The sequence below is a fragment of the Hymenobacter properus genome, from assembly GCF_015694735.1.
Classification (GTDB): Bacteria; Bacteroidota; Bacteroidia; order Cytophagales; family Hymenobacteraceae; genus Hymenobacter; species Hymenobacter properus.
Genome location: NZ_JADQDP010000004.1, coordinates 352,308 through 368,093, shown reverse-complemented (window position 1 = coordinate 368,093; position 15,786 = coordinate 352,308). Strand labels below are relative to the sequence as shown.

16 protein-coding genes are annotated in these 15,786 nt (G+C 58.8%); 5 read left to right on the top strand and 11 right to left on the bottom strand.

Annotated features, from left to right (window positions below; all coding sequences use genetic code 11):
* Nucleotides 1–134: 134 nt before the first annotated feature.
* Both I2I01_RS18120 and I2I01_RS18115 read right to left on the bottom strand, forming a co-directional pair.
* Entirely contained in the window at nt 135–545 is a 411-nt protein-coding gene (locus tag I2I01_RS18120; RefSeq protein ID WP_196287913.1) for a response regulator, read from the bottom strand.
* A gap of 88 nt (nt 546–633) precedes the next feature.
* Entirely contained in the window at nt 634–2,124 is a 1,491-nt protein-coding gene (locus I2I01_RS18115) for a sensor histidine kinase (protein WP_196287912.1), read from the bottom strand.
* A gap of 82 nt (nt 2,125–2,206) precedes the next feature.
* Between I2I01_RS18115 and I2I01_RS18110 the strand changes: the two genes are divergently transcribed.
* The gene (locus I2I01_RS18110; protein ID WP_196287911.1) at nt 2,207–3,028 is read left to right on the top strand and encodes a TrmH family RNA methyltransferase; all 822 of its coding nucleotides are present in this window, start codon (nt 2,207–2,209) and stop codon (nt 3,026–3,028) included.
* An 8-nt stretch (nt 3,029–3,036) separates the two neighbouring features.
* Here the strand turns inward: I2I01_RS18110 and I2I01_RS18105 are convergent, their stop codons facing one another.
* From I2I01_RS18105 to typA, 3 genes are all read right to left on the bottom strand, one after another.
* Nucleotides 3,037–3,558, bottom strand: a complete 522-nt coding sequence (locus I2I01_RS18105; protein ID WP_196287910.1) for a DUF6630 family protein — start codon at nt 3,556–3,558, stop codon at nt 3,037–3,039.
* A 94-nt stretch (nt 3,559–3,652) separates the two neighbouring features.
* Complete coding sequence (locus I2I01_RS18100) at nt 3,653–4,540, bottom strand: T9SS type A sorting domain-containing protein (RefSeq protein ID WP_196287909.1); 888 nt, start codon at nt 4,538–4,540, stop codon at nt 3,653–3,655.
* Between the two features lie 94 nt (nt 4,541–4,634).
* On the bottom strand, nt 4,635–6,446 hold the full coding sequence (gene typA / locus I2I01_RS18095) for a translational GTPase TypA (RefSeq protein WP_196287908.1): 1,812 nt from the start codon (nt 6,444–6,446) through the stop codon (nt 4,635–4,637).
* Between the two features lie 241 nt (nt 6,447–6,687).
* On the opposite strand from typA, the gene msrB reads away from it, so the two are divergent.
* From msrB to I2I01_RS18080, 3 genes are all read left to right on the top strand, one after another.
* Complete coding sequence (msrB, locus tag I2I01_RS18090) at nt 6,688–7,239, top strand: peptide-methionine (R)-S-oxide reductase MsrB (RefSeq protein WP_196287907.1); 552 nt, start codon at nt 6,688–6,690, stop codon at nt 7,237–7,239.
* A gap of 160 nt (nt 7,240–7,399) precedes the next feature.
* Nucleotides 7,400–8,191, top strand: a complete 792-nt coding sequence (locus tag I2I01_RS18085; RefSeq protein WP_196287906.1) for a DUF3050 domain-containing protein — start codon at nt 7,400–7,402, stop codon at nt 8,189–8,191.
* A gap of 75 nt (nt 8,192–8,266) precedes the next feature.
* The gene (locus tag I2I01_RS18080) at nt 8,267–8,623 is read left to right on the top strand and encodes a hypothetical protein (RefSeq protein WP_196287905.1); all 357 of its coding nucleotides are present in this window, start codon (nt 8,267–8,269) and stop codon (nt 8,621–8,623) included.
* Nucleotides 8,624–8,695: 72 nt separating this feature from the next.
* On the opposite strand, the gene I2I01_RS18075 is transcribed toward I2I01_RS18080, so the two are convergent.
* A complete protein-coding gene (locus I2I01_RS18075; RefSeq protein WP_196287904.1) occupies nt 8,696–9,400 on the bottom strand; it encodes a hypothetical protein in 705 nt (234 codons plus the stop codon).
* Nucleotides 9,401–9,632: 232 nt separating this feature from the next.
* Here I2I01_RS18075 and metG point away from each other — a divergent pair, with 232 nt between their 5' ends.
* The gene (metG, locus tag I2I01_RS18070) at nt 9,633–11,675 is read left to right on the top strand and encodes a methionine--tRNA ligase (RefSeq protein WP_196287903.1); all 2,043 of its coding nucleotides are present in this window, start codon (nt 9,633–9,635) and stop codon (nt 11,673–11,675) included.
* A 238-nt stretch (nt 11,676–11,913) separates the two neighbouring features.
* Here the strand turns inward: metG and pth are convergent, their stop codons facing one another.
* The 5 genes from pth to I2I01_RS18045 form a co-directional block, all read right to left on the bottom strand.
* Nucleotides 11,914–12,480, bottom strand: coding sequence for an aminoacyl-tRNA hydrolase (gene pth, locus I2I01_RS18065; RefSeq protein ID WP_196287902.1), 567 nt, complete (start codon nt 12,478–12,480; stop codon nt 11,914–11,916).
* 216 nt (nt 12,481–12,696) lie between these two features.
* Nucleotides 12,697–13,269 carry a 50S ribosomal protein L25/general stress protein Ctc gene (locus I2I01_RS18060; RefSeq protein WP_196287901.1) on the bottom strand — a complete coding sequence of 191 codons (573 nt, stop codon included), beginning with the start codon at nt 13,267–13,269 and terminating at the stop codon, nt 12,697–12,699.
* A gap of 123 nt (nt 13,270–13,392) precedes the next feature.
* Entirely contained in the window at nt 13,393–14,217 is an 825-nt protein-coding gene (locus tag I2I01_RS18055; RefSeq protein WP_196287900.1) for a DUF6340 family protein, read from the bottom strand.
* A complete protein-coding gene (locus tag I2I01_RS18050; RefSeq protein ID WP_196287899.1) occupies nt 14,190–14,456 on the bottom strand; it encodes a hypothetical protein in 267 nt (88 codons plus the stop codon). The genes I2I01_RS18055 and I2I01_RS18050 overlap by 28 nt, the downstream gene beginning before the upstream one ends.
* 333 nt (nt 14,457–14,789) lie before the next feature.
* Nucleotides 14,790–15,719, bottom strand: a complete 930-nt coding sequence (locus I2I01_RS18045) for a ribose-phosphate pyrophosphokinase (RefSeq protein ID WP_196287898.1) — start codon at nt 15,717–15,719, stop codon at nt 14,790–14,792.
* Between the last annotated feature and the right edge of the window lie 67 nt (nt 15,720–15,786).

Genomic DNA, 15,786 nt, shown 5'->3' with positions numbered 1-15,786 from the left:
CCGGCCAATATCCCGAACCCGTCCCCAACAGTCTTCAATTCCGCAGCTTGACAAAAAACGAAACCACGGGAATCGAAGCCAAATTCAACTTGCCCCGGTGAAGGCCGAGTGAATGCTGCCGCGCCGCCGCTGCCCTAGTTCAGCAGCTTCTCCAGCAGGCTGAGGCTGTCGGAGAGGTCGGTGCCGGTTTCGAAGTCCAGGGGCTTGAGGATGTAGCCGCTGATGCCCAGCTTCTCAGTGTTCAGCCGGTCCACGTCCATGCTCGACGTGGTGGTGATGAATACCGGAATGTGCTGGAACTCGGGGTTGGCGCGCAGCTCGGTCAGAAATTCGACGCCGTTCATGCGGGGCATGTTCAGGTCGAGCAGAATGACTTCGGGCAGCGGGCGCAGGGGCTCGGCGCCGTTGCGGCCCAGCAGCAGGTCGAGGGCTTCTTCGCCATTGAAGGCGGTGTGGAGCTGGTGCGGTACGTTGAATTTGGCGAAGGATTTCTCCGCTGTCATGGTATCAAAAAGGTCGTCTTCGACGAGTAAAACAGAACGCATAATGACAAGCAATAAAACCGGCCCAATGCATAAAAGCCGTCTCTGAATAAGTGTAAAACAGGGCAGACTGGTTCCCGTGCGCCGGGGTTTACTTCGGCCACGTAAAGATAAATCCGGCGCCCTGGCCCGGCGCCGATTCTACCCGAATCGAGCCCTTGTGCTCATCAATGATTTTCTGCACAATGCTCAGGCCAATGCCCGTGCTTTCGGCCGTGTGCCGGTCGCGCAGGGTTTGAAAGAGCAGGAAAATTTTCTGGTGGTACTCCGGCGCGATGCCCGGCCCGTCGTCCTGCACCCGGAACTCGTAGCAGCGGCCAATGTCGCGGCAGGTCACTTCCAGGTGGCCGGCGCCACGGTGGTGGTACTTCACGGCGTTGGAGAGCAGGTTGGTGAACACCTGCTGCAAGCCCAGTCGGTCGGTAACGAAAGTGGGCATGTCGGGGCCGATGCGCAGCGTAAAGTCGGGCGGCACTACCAGTTCGGCCACTTCACCCAGCAGCTGAGCCACGTCTACCGGCGTGGGGGGCTGGGCCGTGCGGCCCACCCGGGCGTAGGCCAGCAGGCCGTTTATCAGGTCTTCGAGGCGGCTGAGGCGGCCTTTCATCTGGTCGAGGTAGGTGCGCAGCTGGGGCGAAATCTCGGCCGACAGTTCGTCCTCAATCCACTTCACAATGGTGGTCACGCCCCGCAGCGGCGCCTTCAGGTCGTGCGAGGCCACGTAGGCGAACTGGTCGAGCTCCTGGTTGCGCTTTTCGAGGGCGCTGAAGCTTTCGTCCAGGGTCTGGGTCATGCGGTTGAGCGAAGCCGCCAGGCCGCCGAGGTTGTCCTCGGCCGAGTCGGTGATTTTCACGGTGTAGTCGCCCTGCACCACCTGCTCGGCCAAGGTACGAATCTGGGCAATGCGCCGGCTCACCTCCGCGTTCACGCTCGCTAGCTCGCCTTGCAGGCGGCGGTTGTCGGCCAGCTCGCTCACAATTTTCATTACCAGCCACACCACAATCAGGACCGCCAGCACCGCCGACACCAGCACCACAATGGGCGTGGCTTTCTCGAAAATGTCTTGCAGCTCGGTGCGCTGGGCCAGCAAGTTCAGCTCGTTGCGCTTAATGCGGGCATACAGCATCCGCACCTGTTTCAGGGTCTGGCGGTCGGTGTCGAGCAGCGTCTGCATGGCCGACTGGCTCATAGATGTCCGAATTTCGGTGAGCGGCCGCAGAATGCGAAATTCCTGCTCCACCAGGGCCTGCAGCGAGTCGAGGCGGGCGCGCTGGGCGGGGTTGTCTACCGTCAGGGCGTGCATGCGGGCCAGCGACTCGGGCAGCTGGTCGGTGGCCATGCTGTAAGGCCGCAAATACAGCGTGTCGCCGGTGAGGAGGTAGCCGCGGGTGCCGGCCTGTGCATCTTTGAGCACGGCCGTGATGGCTTCGGCTTCCTGTAGCACCTGGTAGGTGTGCTCCACGCGCTCGGTTTGCACTTTCAGGCCCCGGATGCTCCAGAACGAGGCGGCCGCCGTGAGCAGCAGCACGCCCACGGCCAGGGCCAGGCCGACGACGATTTTAGGGTCTATTTTCGATTTCATTGGCAGCGAAGGTACTCGGCCGCCCTACGCCTGTGTTGGCGCCAAGGTTGGCCCGCGCCCGCCACAGGGTATCTTTGCGCCCATGCCGTTTGCCCCCTCCGACCGCCTCAGCAGCCCCCAGAACCCCCGCATCAAGCAGTTGCTCAAGCTGCAGCAGAAGTCGGCCGAGCGCCGCGCCTTGGGCCACACGCTCGTGGAGGGCCTGCGCGAGCTCAGCATCGCCGTGGAAGCAGGCGTGGCCGTGGCCACCATCTACACCTGCCCCGAGCTGGCCGGCGAAACCGGTCTGGCCGAGCTGCAAAGCCTCTTCTCCGGCAAGAAAGACGCGCCCGAGTGGTTCGAAGTGACGCGCCCGGTGTTCGAGAAAGTAGCCTACCGTGAAGGCTCCGATGGCTTGCTGGCCGTGCTCAAAACCCCCGCCCGCACCCTGGCCAGCCTGCGCCTGCCCGCCAACCCGCTGGTCCTCGTGCTCGAAGCCGTGGAGAAGCCCGGCAACCTTGGCGCCATCCTCCGCACCGCCGACGCCGCCCCCGTCGACGCCGTCCTCATCGGCGACCCTCGCACCGACCTCTTCAACCCCAACACCATCCGTTCCAGCATCGGCTGTGTGTTCTCGGTGCCGGTGGTGGCCGCCCCCATGGCCGATGTCATGGCTTTCCTGCGCGAGAAAAGCATTCGCAGCTACGCCGCCGCCCTCACGCCAAAAGCGCATTCCTACCTGGAGTGCGATTTCCGCCAACCCACCGCCCTCGTCCTCGGCACCGAAGCCGACGGCCTGACGCCCGCCGCCCAGGCTGCCTGCGACGAAACCATCATCATCCCCATGATGGGCCGCATCGACTCACTCAACGTGAGCGTGGCCGGCGCCGTGCTGGCCTTCGAAGCCGTGCGCCAGCGCCGGTAGGGGAGGGGTTAGTAAACCGTTAGTTTAAATCCTAGCTCCTGGGCCAGCTGGCGGGCTTCCTCGGCCTGCGCATCGTCTACTACCCCCAGCGGGTAGGAGTCACTGTCCAACGTGTACAACACGAGCGCCAGCCCTTTTGCCTCCAAGGCATCTTGCAAGGCATCCAGGGCTTCGGCGTTGCGGTTGCGCCCGCCGGGTAGGGCGCTGGTTGGCAACGCGTAGCCGCGCTGCTGCCGCGTCAGTATCTCATTGAGGCCGTCCGCCATTTCGGCGGCATCTTCCTTCCAGTCGTTTTCCCAGGCCAAATCTTCCAGCGACAGCGCATCCACGAGCGCAATGTCGCGCAGTTCCTGCTCCGGCAACTTCATGGCCGCTGTGATACCACGCTCGTCAAGCTCATCAGCGAATTGCTCCCGGTAAGCAGCCGCATCGCGCAGCACCAGCGCCAGTCGTTCGCTCACGCGCTGGGTAGCTTCGGCATCATTTAGGGTGAAAAGCTGCACGAAGGGCTGGATTTTATCGGTATTCATCGGGAAAACTCACGTCGTAATAATGAAAAAGGTGCAACAAAAGTCGCACCTTTTGAGCTTTCACTCCTTGGCTGTTTCCTTATGCAGGCTAAGCCTATTCCTTGACCATGCGCTCCAAGAAGGCCTCGCGAGTTGTTTTTATCTGCATAAAGTAGACGCCGGCCGCCAAACCAGATATATCGAATCGGGCATTAGTGGGCGAGAAAGAACCCGAAAGATGCACCTTGCCGAGGGCATCGACCACCGTAATCTGCCCACTGGTAGGAGTTGGGGGCTTAACGGTAACCCATGCAGTGGCCGGTATCGGCGCCACCTGCCAGCCTGCGGCCGAGGCCGTCCGTTGGGCCAGGGCAAGGTTGGCCAAGGCATAGTCCTTCACTACAATCGTGGTCGAATTGGTTGAATTGGTTATGGCTTGAATTCGTACCCATCCGTAGCGCCAGCTACCGGTTGTGCTACTCCGCAACCGGATGCCCAAGTAGCCATCTTGGCCATCGAGCCAGTAGCCAAAGCTCTGAATGCCCGCCGGATTATTGCCTGCCCTGGTCAACCAAGAAGGCCCGTAAGCATAGATGGTGCTACGACTTCCCCACGCATTGGGCGGCAATGGTGGGTTGGGTTGCGGGATGCGTTGCTGAATGGTGTCATTGCCAGCAAAGCGCAGAATAGCAGGTGCTTGCGAAGAGGAGTAAATGCTCACATTGTCGTGGAGTGGCATTACCCGGGACTCCGAGAAACTGGGAAAATTTACGGTACTCACCACCGCATTGATTCGCAAGTCGTAACGGCCGTCTGCGTCTAAATCCAAGGAGTCTTTCGCCTCTGTTGTGCCCGGCCGCTGGGCAGCCACCGTTTTATCCGGGATGAGGTCTACATAGGTGGCACCAGCTCTTTGCCCAGGCAGAATGTATTGCGCACGAACACCCTGAGGCATTGCCAGAGCCACTGTTATCAAGCAAAATAGTAGAAGTCGCTGATGCATGGGACTGGAACTACACGTCGAGTATACGGCAATATATAAAGCAAGAAGGCACGGCTACTGAGTAGCCGTGCCTTCTTTTACAAACCAGCCAGAATTAGTCGGCTTGCTTAGCGTAGCGCAGACGCTCGTTCTCGTCGAGCAGAATTTTGCGCATGCGCACCGATTTCGGCGTCACTTCCAAGTACTCATCCTTCTGGATGTACTCCATGGCTTCTTCGAGTGAGAACTGGCGCTTGGGCACAATTTTCACGTTGTCGTCGGAGCCCGAAGCGCGCATGTTCGTCAGCTTCTTACCTTTCTGAATGTTGATGGTCAGGTCGTTGGGGCGGGTGTGCTCACCAATTACCTGGCCAGCGTACACTTCCTCGCCCGGGTCCACGAAGAACGAGCCACGGTCCTGCATCTTGTCGATGGTGTAGGCGGTGCCGGGGCCGGTTTCCAGCGAAATCAGCGAACCAGCGATGCGGCCCGGAATCACGCCCTTGTGCTCTTCAAAGTCGATGAAGCGGTGGTTCATGATGGCTTCGCCACCAGTAGCCGTCAACACGTTGTTACGCAGGCCAATCAGACCGCGGCTCGGAATACGGAATTCGAGGTGCTGCAGGTCGCCCTTGGGCTCCATGATGGTCATCTCGCCTTTGCGCATGCTCACCAGCTCAATCACCTTACCAGCAGTTTCCTCGGGCACGTCTACCACGAGCAATTCCATGGGCTCGAGGCGCTTGCCGTTGTCATCTTCCTTGAAAATAACCTGGGGCTGACCCACTTGCAGCTCGTAGCCTTCACGACGCATGGTCTCGATGAGTACAGACAAGTGGAGAATGCCGCGGCCGAACACCAGGAAGGAGTCCTCCTTGTCGGTCGGCTGCACGCGCAGCGCCAGGTTTTTCTCGGTCTCCTTGAACAGACGGTCGCGCAGGTGGCGCGAAGTCACAAACTTGCCTTCCTTGCCGAAGAACGGCGAGTTGTTGATGGTGAACAGCATGTTCATCGTCGGCTCGTCGATGCTGATGCGCTCCAGAGCTTCGGGGTTCTCGAAGTCGGCCAGCGTGTCGCCAATGTCGAAGCCTTCGATGCCCGACACGGCGCAGATTTCGCCGCTGCTCACTTCAGTCACCTTGTTTTTGCCCAAGCCTTCAAATACGTGCAGCTCGCGGATTTTCACCTTCTTGATGCTGCCGTCGGCCTTCATCAGGCTCATGTTAGCGCCTTCGCGCAGGGTGCCGCGGTGCACGCGGCCGATGGCGATGCGGCCCACGAACGACGAGTAGTCGAGCGAGGTAATCTGCATCTGCGGGGTGCCTTCCAGGCTCGGTGCCGGCGGAATCGACTCCAGCACGGCATCCAGCAGGGGCGTGATGTCGTCGGTTTTTACTTTCCAGTCGGTGCTCATCCAACCTTGCTTGCTCGAGCCGTACAGGGTCACGAAATCCAGCTGGTCCTCGGTGGCGCCGAGGTTGAACATGAGGTCGAATACCTGCTCGTGCACCTCATCGGGGCGGCAGTTTTCCTTGTCTACTTTGTTTACCACCACAATGGGCTTCAAGCCCAGGTCGATGGCTTTGCCCAGCACGAAGCGGGTCTGCGGCATGGCGCCTTCGAAGGCATCCACGAGCAGCAGCACGCCGTCGGCCAGCTTCAACACGCGCTCTACCTCACCGCCGAAGTCGGCGTGACCAGGGGTGTCGATGATGTTGATTTTAACGTCTTTGTAGCGTACCGATACGTTTTTCGAAACGATGGTAATGCCACGCTCGCGCTCCAGGTCGTTGTTGTCGAGGATGAGGTCGTCGAACTGCTGGTGGGCGTCGAAAATTTTGGATGCGTGGATAATCTTATCCACCAGGGTGGTCTTGCCGTGGTCAACGTGAGCGATGATGGCAATGTTCCGGATATTCTGGGCCATAAGGGTTGGTTTTGCGGGTGCAAAGGTACGGATAAATTAGCGCAAAGCCTTGTGGTACTCAACTATTAACACGAAGCCGGCCCGGGTAAGGCCCCGACGGCGCTGCGCTGAAGCCAAGCACGTCGCCCTAAATGGCTTAGGCGGGGTGTAAGGTTCCCGCCGGGTTTTCGTCTACCCCACCGACCGAAGCACGGCGTACGTCGTATGTAGGCCACTCCTCACTTAAGCCCGTCCCCAATCCATGCGTTTCTCCCTGCTGTTCCTGTTTATTTCCGCCTTCACGCTCAACGTGGCCTGCTCGCAGAAGCGCGACGTGGCCGCCAACACCGCGCCGCCGGCCCGCACCGCAGCTGGCAAAACCTACTTCCAGCCCAAGCCCGTGACCGGCAAGCCCGACGAATTTCCGGTGCGTCATACCGAAGCCGAATGGAAAAAGCTGCTCACGCCCGACCAGTACTACATCCTGCGCGAAAAAGGCACCGAGCGTGCCTTCACCGGCAAATACCACGACAACCACGCCGCCGGCACCTACTACTGCGCCGCCGACCACAACCTGCTCTTCACCTCCGACACCAAGTTTGAATCGGGCACCGGCTGGCCCAGCTTCTACGCCCCGGCCACCGACAATAGCGTGAAAGTGGCTGCCGACAACACCTTCGGCATGAGCCGCGACGAAATAGTGTGCGCCAAATGCGGTGGCCACCTCGGCCACGTGTTCGATGACGGCCCCAAGCCCACCGGCCAACGCTACTGCATGGACGGCAACGCGCTGGTGTTTGAGAAGAAAAAGTAGAGTGCTCTGTATTATTCTGGGAAAATTCACAAAAATGAGCCCCTGCGAAAACCATTCGCAGGGGCTATTTCGTTGTTATACAATTACTGCGTGCACCCATTGGCGGCAGGCTGGCGCAATAATATTATTGAAATAGTTATAAACGCCTCTTCTTTTGACTATGGAAGCAGCCTCCGACCCCATCGAATTCTTGCAACAGCAGCTAGCATCTACGCGCCAACTGCTCTTGAATAATAGTTTGTACGACAGCCTGGAAAGCTTGGCCGACCTGAGGCGGTTCATGGAGCACCACGTTTATGCGGTCTGGGACTTCATGTCTCTACTGAAAGCCCTGCAGCAGGAGTTGACTTGTGTGCGAATGCCCTGGGTGCCCAGCGCCCGTCCGGCGCTGCGGCGCCTCATCAACGAAATTGTGCTGGAAGAAGAAGCCGACCTGGACCCACTGGGCCAGCCCATCAGCCATTTTGAGCTCTACGTGCGCGCTATGGAGGAATGCGGGGCCGACACCGGGCCCATTCGCCGGCTGGTGGCCGCCGTGGCCGACGGCCGCTCCGTGGAGCGCGCGCTGGAAATAGCCAATGCGCCCGCCTCGGTGCGCGAATTTGTGCTGACTACTTTCGACGTCATCGGCACGGGCAAGCCGCACGTGATGGCCGCCGCCTTCACTTTTGGCCGCGAAGACCTGATACCGGATATGTTCCGGCAGCTGGTGAGCGACCTGCACACCCGCTTTCCCGGCCAGCTCGATACTTTCACGTATTACCTCAACCGCCACATCGAGCTCGACGAAGACGTGCACGCGCCCCTGGCCCAGCAAATGGTGCGCGAGCTGTGCGCCGACGTGCCCGAGCGCTGGCTGGAGGCCCAGCAAGTGGCCATCCGCTGCCTGGAGGCGCGCATGGCCCTCTGGGACGGCGTGAAGCTCAGCCACCCGCGTGCGGCATTGGCTTAAATTCAGCCAACCACCGGCGGCCCTGTCGCGTTTGAAGCAGGCAGCCCGTTCCGGCTGTCTTTTGCAAGCGCAGCCATGACATGTATTCTGAAAACAACGGGCCGCCCGGGGCTGGCCTTAGGCCTGTGGCTGGCGCTTACCGCCTGCACTGCCACCGAGCAATCGGCCGAAACGGCCGTGCCCACCACCGTTAATTCCGACGCCGACCGCCGGGCCATTTACAACAGCAACGGCACGGGTGCCGTGGGCGGCCGCGAACTGCCCGACGCCACGCCCAACCGCGTGCGCCTAGGCGAGCAAGCCGCCGACATCAACCGGCAAAAGCGCATCGAAAACGTGAACACCAACGACCCCAACACTACCACGCCCGAAACGCGCATGCAGCGCCTCAACTACGACGCCCCCGTGGACACTACCATACGCCGACCGTAAATAAATTTTACAAGAAAAAAGCCCGCTTCAATTGCTGAGGCGGGCTTTTTTCTTGTGGGTGAGGGCAATCCTCTATTCGCTTACCTCGCCGGTGCTGGGGCTATCGGCTGAGTTGAGCAGACCGGTCGCTTCGGGCTCGGGGGCAGCTTGGGTGCGGGGCTTGGGGCCACGCTTGGCGCCGGTAGCGGGCGTGCCGGGCTTGGGGCCGCGGCGGGCGGGAGCCGCAGCGGTAGCAGGCTTACGGCCGCGGCTAGTGGCTGCAGCAGGTGCCGTGGTTTCGGCAGCGCTATCGTCGGCATCGGCATCGGAACGGGCCGAGCGCGGCTTGCGCGGCGTGCCGTCTTTGTTCAGTGTCTGGCTTTTTTTGCGGCCACGGCCCGAGGTATCAGAGCCGTTGGCGGAAGAGCGACTGGTGCCAACAGCGGGGCCGGGCACGGAGTCGTAGTGGCGCACAATGGTGTGCAGCGCCTCTTCAAACATGCGCTCGGTGTCGCTGTCGAGGCGGCGCGTGGCCTCCTTAACCACTTCCTTCAGCTTGGCTTTCGTTTCTTTGCGGATGCGAGCCACCACTTCGTTCATGCGGTTGTTCAACTCTTTCTGCAATTGCTTGGCGGCCGATTTCAGCGTTTTTTTCTGGCTGGCTTTTTTGCTGGCCCGGTCATCGCTGAGTTCGGCGGAAGCGCGCCCGGCTTTTTTTGCCGATTTACGGGCCGCTTTTTCTTCCGGCGTGCGCTTGGCGGATTTTTCCGCTTGGGGCGGAGAAGCAGGTTTTTTCATGTGAAAAAAATTGGTTGAATGAAGGTGAAATAGGTAGAGCGGAAGGCTTATTTGCAAACCCATCTTATTTGACGACGGTCAAATATAAAATGAATTAAGTGTCAAACGTTTTCGTCAGTTTTTAGGTTGAATTAATTCGGCCTATTTTTCTTCTAATTGCTTATTGCTTGCAGCCGGCTAATTCGTTTTTTGAAAAATAGCGTTTTGTCAGCCGTTTTCTTTTTTGTTTTGTATGGCTTCACTTCCTAAGCGTTATACCGTCACCGCTGCTTTGCCTTATGCCAACGGACCGGTGCATATTGGCCACCTGGCCGGGGTTTATTTGCCGGCCGACATCTACGTGCGTTATCTGCGGTCAGCGGGCCGCGACGTGAAATTCATTTGTGGTTCCGACGAGCACGGCGTTCCCATCACCATTCGCGCCCAGAAAGAAGGCGTGACGCCGCAGCAAGTGGTGGATAAATACCACGCCTTGATTCGTGATTCGTTCAAAGAATTCAACGTGTCGTTCGACGTGTATTCGCGCACGTCGTCGGCCACGCACGCCGAAGTTTCGAGCGGTTTTTTCACCAAACTCAACAACGACGGCAAATTCATTGAGCAAACCACCCAACAGTATTTCGATGAAAAGGCCCAGCAATTCCTGGCTGACCGCTACATCGTGGGTACTTGCCCCAACTGCGGCAACGAAAATGCCTACGGCGACCAGTGCGAGCGTTGCGGTACCTCGCTCAGCCCCACCGAATTAATTAACCCGCGCAGCATGCTCAGCGGCGCGCAGCCCATTTTGCGCGATACCAAGCACTGGTTTTTACCCCTCGACCAGTACGAGCCCTGGCTGCGCGAATGGATAATTGAAGGGCACAAAAACGACTGGAAAACCAACGTGTACGGCCAGTGCAAGTCTTGGATTGACCAGGGCCTGCACCCCCGCGCCGTGACGCGCGACTTGGACTGGGGCGTGCCCGTGCCGGTGCCCGGAGCCGAAGGTAAAGTGCTGTATGTGTGGTTTGATGCGCCTATCGGCTACATCTCGGCCACCAAAGAGGCCTTCCCCGACGAGTGGGAAACCTACTGGAAGGACAAGGAGTCCAAACTGGTGCATTTCATCGGCAAAGACAACATTGTTTTCCACTGCATTATTTTCCCGGTAATGCTGAAGGCGCATGGTGATTATGTGCTGCCGGATAACGTGCCCGCCAACGAATTTCTGAACCTGGAAGGCGACAAAATCAGCACCTCGCGCAACTGGGCGGTGTGGCTGCATGAATACCTTGCCGACTTCCCCGGCCAAGCCGATGTGCTGCGCTACGTGCTGTGCGCCAACGCGCCCGAAACCAAGGACAACGACTTCACCTGGAAGGATTTTCAAGCGCGGAATAACAACGAATTAGTAGCCACGCTTGGCAATTTCGTGAATCGTGCCGCCGTGCTCACGCACAAATTCTTCGAAGGAAAAGTGCCGGAATTGGGCGAACTAACGCCTATTGACGAGGATGCCTTCGCGCAACTGGCCGAATTCCCCGCAAAAATTGGGGAGTTAATTGAGAATTACCGATTCCGCGACGCTTTGGCCGAAGTATTGAATCTGGCGCGTTTGGGAAATAAATATCTGGCCGAAACGCAGCCCTGGCACCTCATCAAAACCGATGCAGCACGCACCGGCACGGTGCTGCACGTGGCCCTGCAAATTGCGGCCGCGTTGGCTCCTTTGCTGGAGCCCTTTCTGCCCGAATCGGCGCAAAAATTAGCCAATATGCTCAACGTAGAATTGGGTAATTGGGCGAGTGCCGGCCGTCGCGATGCGCTGCCGGCTGGTCACCAACTGCGCGAAGCAGCGTTGCTTTTTGCTAAAATTGAGGATGCCGTGGTTGAGACGCAAGTGCAGAAGCTGCTCGATACCAAAAAGGAAAATCAACTGGCCAATACACCGGTCACGCCAGCCAAAACCGATGTTTCCTTCGATGATTTTGGCCAGATGGATTTGCGCATTGGCACCATTGTAGCAGCCGAAAAAGTAGCCAAAACCAAAAAGCTGCTCAAACTCACCGTTGATGTCGGCTTGGAGCAGCGCACCATCGTGAGCGGCATTGCGGAATATTTTATTCCCGAGGCCCTTATCGGTCAGCAGGTGCAAGTGCTGCTAAACTTGGCGCCGCGCGAAATCAAAGGCATTCAAAGCCAGGGCATGCTGCTCATGGCCGAAAACGCCGATGGCATGCTGGCGCTCATGCAGCCCAGCACACCCGTGCGCAACGGCAGCGGCGTGGCGTAATATCGGCGTGTCGTAGCCGTTACTTGTCATTGCGAGCATTCCGCGAATCAAGCGGCGACGAAGCAATCCATCCTGTCAGCGCCAGACACGCCTTTTTACCAGAAAGCCCCGGTACCGCAATGGCGCCGGGGCTTTTTGATTGACTTTGTCACATTGGTAGGCTAGTTGCTGACAACAGGAAGGATTAGCTTCGCTGAACTTCGTTTGCCACGGGCTGCCCCCTCGCAATGACAGGCAGCTACTTCACGTTCACCACGTTCATTGCTCGTTCCAAGCCCATTGAGCCAAATGCCAGCACAGCGTCACCTGCTTTTTCAATTCGGGTCGGCAATTCAATTTGCTCATCCGCTGAAAAAGGATTCAGCACGTAATCTACCTGCCGTCCTTTTGGGAAATTGGCATCCACGCCGAAGCGCAGCCGGGCATATACATCGGTGCCCAGCGTAGCCTGAATGTCTTTTAGGCCATTGTGCCCGCCCGCCGAACCCTGGCCTTTCAGCCGCAGCTTCCCAAAGGGGAGGGCTAAGTCGTCGGTTACCACCACCATGTTTTCAACTGGAATTTTCAGCGTAGCCAGCCAGTGTGCGGCGGCTTTGCCGCTCAAATTCATGTAAGTGGTTGGCTTCACCAGCACGTAGGTATGGCCTTTGTGCTTGAACTCGGTGGTGAAGGCGTGGCGGCCTATTTCAAAGCGCGGCGCGTCGAATTTTGCAGCCAGATAATCGGCCACCATAAAGCCGATGTTGTGGCGCGTGTCGGCGTATTCGGGGCCAATGTTGCCGAGGCAAAGAACGAGAAACTTCATCTAGACCGCAGATTTAACGGATTAAACGGATTGCACAGATTCGAATGCCGGTTTTTGGAATCTGTAATTATTAGCAATGGTGAGATGCACCATTCACTTGGTACAAATAAAAAGCCGCCCCACGGTTGGAGCGGCTTTCTGATTGAATCGCCAAATTTGAGGACTAAAAGAATCTGTGCAATCCGTTTAATCCGTTAAATCTGCGGTTCAGACAAATTAGCGGTTAGCGGCCATTTCGCCTTTCAGCGCACGCGGGATGGTGATGGTGGCAATGGGAGCCGCCGCGTTGGTCAGGATGGTGTAGTTGTTGGTTTCAACTGCACCCACCTTGATGGATTTGCCGAGCTCCAGGCCGCTGATGTTTACTTCCACGTAGTCGGGGAGGTTTTCGGCGGCGGCGCGCACTTTCAGCTTGCGCAGCTTGCTCACCAGCTTGCCACCGGCCAGCACACCGGGCGAAACGCCCACGAACTTCACGGGGATTTCCATTTTCACTTCCTTGCCTTCCTGCAGCTCCAGGAAGTCGACGTGCAGCAGCATTTCGTTCACGGGGTGGAACTGGGCGTCCTGCACGATGGCGCGGTAGTGCGTACCTTCCACGTTCAGGTCCACGATGTGAGCCTCCGGCGTGTACAACAATTCGCGGAACAGGATGGCGGGCACCGAGAAGTGCACCACATCTTTGCCGCCATACAACACGCACGGTACCTGAGCGTCCAAACGCAAAGCTTTGGCCTCAGTCTTACCGAGATTCGCTCTTTTAAACCCTACAATCTCGAGGCTTTTCATAAAAAAGTGTTTTTGAGAAAATAAAAAAATGGCCCGCCTGCTCCCAACGTCGGGGGCAAACGGGCCGCAAAGGTAGGGCGAAATCGGCCGAAAAGCCAAGCTGTTACCAAGAAAAACGGTAGGCTAGTTGGCCACAGGCACGCTCTTGAGTTGCTCTTGCACCAACTGTTGCGCCTGCATCCGGTCGTTGAGCACGCGCAGGTAGGAGCGGGCCTGCCCGTTGTTGCAGGTAAAGGCCGACTTCTTGGCCCAGTCGATGGCACCGGGCAGGTCGCCGCGCACTTCGCTGGCCACGGCCAGGTTGTAGAAGGCCCGGCCGGCAATTTTGGGGTCGAGGTGTCGGGCCGACTGCTGCCAGAGCGTGGCCGCGCCGGCCCAGTCGCCGGCCTCGGCGCGCTGGGCGGCTTCCTTCATGCGGGCGTCCTTCTTGGCCGAGGTGAAATAGTCGCGGTGCAGGTCGATGTAAGAAGGAGCAATGCGGCGGGCATAGCCGTCGCCGGCCCGCTGGGCCACCCGCCGAATGCACTCCTGGGGCGGCGGCAGCTGGCGCAGGGCTTGCTGGTAGTTATCGCCCTCGCCCCGGAACACTAATTGGTCTTCCTGCCGGGCCTGGTCGAGCACGAAGCCCTGCGCTGCGCCATAGGTGCGAAAGCCGCTCACAATTTTCATTATCATTTCAACCTGCACGGTGGGCACCTTGTGCTCCTTGCCTTCCTTGTCCTTATAAGTGCGGAAGCCATTGGTGTGGCTCAGCGCCATGTCGGAATCGAAAGCTTCGAGCACCACGAGGCCGTCCACTTGGGTGCGGCGGCATAGGTCCTGCACGTAGCGCGGGGCCAGCGGCGGCAGAAAAAACTCGCGGCTACGGCCCAGCAGTTGCAACTGCGCCTGCGTCACCTTGAAGCGGTAGCTGTTGTTAGCTAGGGCCTGCCTACCACATTCACGCACTCGTCGGCACCGGCGCGGTCCACGCCCAGGCCCTCGCCGGTGAAGGCACCTTCGAGCACGTCAAAAAACTTGTCGCGGCGCGACTCTGGAATAATGCGGTTGGCCGTGGCCACGCTTTGCAGGTTGGCCGGCATGGGCACTGCCGCCGGCGCCAGCGCCTTGATGTGAACCGAAGAAGCGCAGGCGCTGAATAGTAGCGCGGCTATAAGGAGTAGAGCGGAAGTGTAAAGCTTGTGCATCACGTTTGCAGAAAAAGGTTCCAGTTAGGAAGGTCGTTCTACAAAATTGTGCCAAAGTCGTCTGTCATCGCGAGTGCAGCGAAGCGAAACGCGGCAATCCGTTCTCTCAATGCGACTAACTCTGAGTTGTGACAAAGCCTGAAGTTGGGCCTCACTCTCAGCACCTCTCCCGCGGACAGAGGCTAGGGGTGATGCCCAACTTCAGTCTGATAAATGAAAAGCCCCGGTACCGTAGTGGTGCCGGGGCTTTCTGGGAGCAGGAGGTGTCTGGTGCTGACAGGACGGATTGCTTCGGCTCCGCCTCGCAATAACAGACGACTATGCGAATGACGCTTACACAAACAGCGAGCTGATGCTCTCGTGCGTCACCACGTTGCGAATGGCGGCCGCGAACAGCGGGGCCAGCGAAATCACGCGGATTTTCTCGTTTTCCTCGCGCAGCGGGATGGTGTCGGTTGTAATCAGCTCGGTGAGGGCAGAGTTGCGAATTCGCTCGTGGGCCGGGCCACTGAGCAGCGGGTGCGTGATGACGGCGCGCACCGAGTTGGCGCCGCGCTCCATCACCAGGTCGGCAGCTTTGCAGATGGTGCCGGCTGTGTCCACCATGTCGTCTACAAACACCACATCCATGCCCTTCACATCACCGATGACTTGCATGGAGGCAATTTCGTTGGCCCGCAGACGCATCTTGTCGCAGACCACGATTTCGGCGCCGAATTTCTTGGCGAAGGCGCGGGTGCGCACCACACCGCCCACGTCGGGCGAGGCAAAAATCAGGTTTTTCAGGTCCAACGACTTGATGTAGGGAGCCGTCACAGTGGAACCGTCGAGGTGGTCGACCGGGATGTCGAAGAAGCCCTGAATCTGGCCGGCGTGCAGGTCGCAGGCCATCACGCGGTCGGTGCCCACGCTCTGAATGATGTTGGCCACCACCTTGGCCCCGATGCTCACGCGCGGCTTGTCTTTGCGGTCTTGGCGGGCGTAGCCCATGTAGGGCATCACGATGTTGACCTTGTAAGCCGAGGCACGCTTGCAGGCGTCTACCATCAGCATAAGCTCCATGAGGTTTTCAGCGGGCGGAAAGGTGCTTTGCACCAGGAATACGGCGCAGCCCCGCACGCTCTCGTTGAAGCTTGGGCCCAACTCGGAGTCAGCGAAGCGCTGCAGAGTAAGGTCACCGAGTTCGGTGCCGTAGGCGTGGGCAATTTTCTCAGCCAACTCGCGGGAGGCGCTCCCAGCGAAAATTTTAACCTGTGAATCCATGACGAAGGGGATGGTAACGGGGTGAAGCAGTGGGAGAGAGCGGGGCGGCCGGGCCGAAGCGGGGCCA

Bases quoted from the DNA above. Each gene is read 5' to 3' on its own strand.
- I2I01_RS18120 (WP_196287913.1), bottom strand. From the start codon at position 545: ATGCGTTCTGTTTTACTCGTCGAAGACGACCTTTTTGATACCATGACA.
- I2I01_RS18115 (WP_196287912.1), bottom strand. From the start codon at position 2,124: ATGAAATCGAAAATAGACCCTAAAATCGTCGTCGGCCTGGCCCTGGCC.
- I2I01_RS18110 (WP_196287911.1), top strand. From the start codon at position 2,207: ATGCCGTTTGCCCCCTCCGACCGCCTCAGCAGCCCCCAGAACCCCCGC.
- I2I01_RS18105 (WP_196287910.1), bottom strand. From the start codon at position 3,558: ATGAATACCGATAAAATCCAGCCCTTCGTGCAGCTTTTCACCCTAAAT.
- I2I01_RS18100 (WP_196287909.1), bottom strand. From the start codon at position 4,540: ATGCATCAGCGACTTCTACTATTTTGCTTGATAACAGTGGCTCTGGCA.
- typA (WP_196287908.1), bottom strand. From the start codon at position 6,446: ATGGCCCAGAATATCCGGAACATTGCCATCATCGCTCACGTTGACCAC.
- msrB (WP_196287907.1), top strand. From the start codon at position 6,688: ATGCGTTTCTCCCTGCTGTTCCTGTTTATTTCCGCCTTCACGCTCAAC.
- I2I01_RS18085 (WP_196287906.1), top strand. From the start codon at position 7,400: ATGGAAGCAGCCTCCGACCCCATCGAATTCTTGCAACAGCAGCTAGCA.
- I2I01_RS18080 (WP_196287905.1), top strand. From the start codon at position 8,267: ATGACATGTATTCTGAAAACAACGGGCCGCCCGGGGCTGGCCTTAGGC.
- I2I01_RS18075 (WP_196287904.1), bottom strand. From the start codon at position 9,400: ATGAAAAAACCTGCTTCTCCGCCCCAAGCGGAAAAATCCGCCAAGCGC.
- metG (WP_196287903.1), top strand. From the start codon at position 9,633: ATGGCTTCACTTCCTAAGCGTTATACCGTCACCGCTGCTTTGCCTTAT.
- pth (WP_196287902.1), bottom strand. From the start codon at position 12,480: ATGAAGTTTCTCGTTCTTTGCCTCGGCAACATTGGCCCCGAATACGCC.
- I2I01_RS18060 (WP_196287901.1), bottom strand. From the start codon at position 13,269: ATGAAAAGCCTCGAGATTGTAGGGTTTAAAAGAGCGAATCTCGGTAAG.
- I2I01_RS18050 (WP_196287899.1), bottom strand. From the start codon at position 14,456: ATGCACAAGCTTTACACTTCCGCTCTACTCCTTATAGCCGCGCTACTA.
- I2I01_RS18045 (WP_196287898.1), bottom strand. From the start codon at position 15,719: ATGGATTCACAGGTTAAAATTTTCGCTGGGAGCGCCTCCCGCGAGTTG.